This is a genomic window from Hydrogenivirga sp. 128-5-R1-1, from assembly GCF_000171895.1.
Map to the genome: position 1 here is coordinate 1 of NZ_ABHJ01000129.1, position 2355 is coordinate 2355.

At 33.0% G+C, this 2355-nt stretch carries 2 protein-coding genes and 1 pseudogene; 1 reads left to right on the forward strand and 2 read right to left on the reverse strand.

The window, feature by feature from the left end:
* Window positions 1-1490 (forward strand): annotated as a pseudogene (locus HG1285_RS18335) (pyruvate carboxylase subunit B); the annotation flags it as partial.
* Window positions 1491-1512: 22 nt separating this feature from the next.
* Here the strand turns inward: HG1285_RS18335 and HG1285_RS04360 are convergent.
* Together HG1285_RS04360 and HG1285_RS04355 are read right to left on the reverse strand one after the other, a co-directional pair.
* On the reverse strand, window positions 1513-1944 hold the full coding sequence (locus HG1285_RS04360) for an Rrf2 family transcriptional regulator (protein WP_008288655.1): 432 nt from the start codon (window positions 1942-1944) through the stop codon (window positions 1513-1515).
* The coding region (locus HG1285_RS04355) for a hemerythrin domain-containing protein (RefSeq protein ID WP_008288656.1) at window positions 1944-2355 on the reverse strand (412 nt) is incomplete at its 5' end. The genes HG1285_RS04355 and HG1285_RS04360, both read right to left, overlap by 1 nt.

Below are 2355 nucleotides of genomic sequence, written 5' to 3' on the forward strand. Positions count from 1 at the left end.
GCACTAAATGATGTTAGAAACATGGAAGTTGCTATTTCAGTAGCAAAAGAATGTGGAAAAACCGTAAAAGGAGTTTTGGCTTATACTATAAGTCCTGTACATACAGTTGATTATTATGTAAATATTGCAAAAAAACTTAAAGACTTAGGTGTTGACATTATATCAATTAAAGACCAGGCAGGAATTTTAACTCCAAAAGTTTCTTTTGAGCTTGTTTCAAGGCTGAAAGAAGAAGTAAAACTTCCAGTTCATATACATGCCCAGTCTACAGCTGCACTTGCAGAAATGGCTTACTTAAAAGGGGCAGAAGCAGGAGCAGAAATTATAGATACTGATGTGTCAACGTGGGCGTGGCTTACTGCACATCCAGCATGTGAAACAATGGTTTATTCATTAAAAGAACTTGGATATGAAGTTGATATAGACTTAAAAATAATAGAAGAAGTTGCCGATTATTTAAAGGAGGTAAGAAAAAAATATAAAAAGTACGATACAGCTCAAAAATGGCCTGATGCACAGGTTCTTATTCATCAAATTCCTGGCGGTATGATGTCAAACTTCATAGCTCAGCTTAAAGAAAATGATGCCCTTGATAAACTTGACGAAGTTAAAGAAGAAGTGGCAAGAGTTAGAGAAGACCTTGGTTATCCTCCACTTGTAACACCTACATCCCAGATAGTTGGTACTCAGGCTCTTTTGAATGTACTTCAGGGAGAAAGATACAAGGTTGTAACAAAAGAGGTTAAAGATTATGTAAAAGGTTTATATGGAAGACCTCCAGCTCCTATAAAGCCTCAAATAATAGAAAAAATTATAGGTGATGAAGAAATAATTCAGGTTAGACCTGCTGATTTACTTGAACCTGAGCTTGATAGGTGTACAAAAGAAGCCTATGAAGCAGGTGCTAAAAATCCTGAGGACGTTCTTTCTTACTGTCTATTTCCACAGGTTGCAAAGGAATTTTTTGAATGGAGAGAAGCATATGAAAGGGGAGAAGCTCTTCCTCCGCAGGTTGAAGAAATCTCAGTTGAAGAAGAATGTCCGACTAAAGCACCAATAGAGTTTAATATTACACTTCACGGTGAACAGTATCACGTTCAAATTGCAGGTGTTGGAAATCCAATAGAAGAAGGTAAGCCATACTTTATTAGGATAGATGGAAAACTTGAAGAAGCACTGGTTGTACCTATAAGGGAAATAGAGGTTGGAGAAAATTACGAATCTTTACCAGAAGCCGGGGCTGTAGTAGGTAAAAGACCAAAAGCTGTTGATGTTGGTGATGTTTCTTCTCCTATGCCAGGTAAAGTTGTATCTATTAAGGTATCTTCTGGAGATAAGTTAAAAAAGGTGATGTTTTACTTGTTGTAGAAGCAATGAAAATGGAAAATGAAATTCATGCTCCAATTGATGGGGAGGTTGTAGAGGTTTATGTTAAAGAAGGAGATAAAATAAATCCTGATGAATGTTTAGTGAAAATAATGCCTCATTAAAAAAGGGGACTTTCTCCCCTACTTATAATTTTATATTTATCTTTTTCTCAATTTCTTTTTCTATTTCTGCCAAAGTTGTATTTTTAAAAAGTTGATAAATTCTTTCTCTTTCTGGAACCCATTTCTCGTGAACTGCACACGGTTTGGTGTCAGAGCATTCTTTAAATCCGAGAATACATTGTGTAAAAACATTATTTCCATCTATACTTAAAATAATGTCATATAATGATATGTTTTCCATTGGTCTTGCAAGTTTTACTCCTCCGTTGGGACCTCTGTAAGATTCTAAAAATCTATCTTTTACAAGTTTATGAAGTATTTTTGATAAAAAATAAAATGATAAATTTAAGTTTTCTGCTATTTCTTTAATAGATATGAAACTGTCTGATTTTTTTTGTTTTTTTGCTATATATATCATTGCTCTTATTGCATCCTTACATGCTGTTGTTAGCATTACAGCCACTCCTTTTCTTCTTTATAAATATTTGGAAATAAGAAATTTTCTTCTTCTGAAAAATGGTCTTTCAACATTGTGAAAACCTTTTCTATACCTTTCTTAAGCTTTTCTTCATATTTTTTGTCCTTTTTATACTTTTCATAATAGTTTAAAACATCATCTATTGCTTCGTCTATCATGTCATGGGCAAATGCAATAGCCTGACTGTCAAAATCTTCATAAATTTTTTCTAAATCTTCATTTAACTTTTCTTCTTCTTTTTCTGCATGCTTTTGAATATCATTTTTCAAAAACTGTATTATGTCGTTTAATAACTGTTCATTTATATTTTTACTCAATTGTTTTTTCCATAATTCCATTCTTTGTATATAATCTTTATGCTCTTGCACTATCTCTTCTATAAAACTT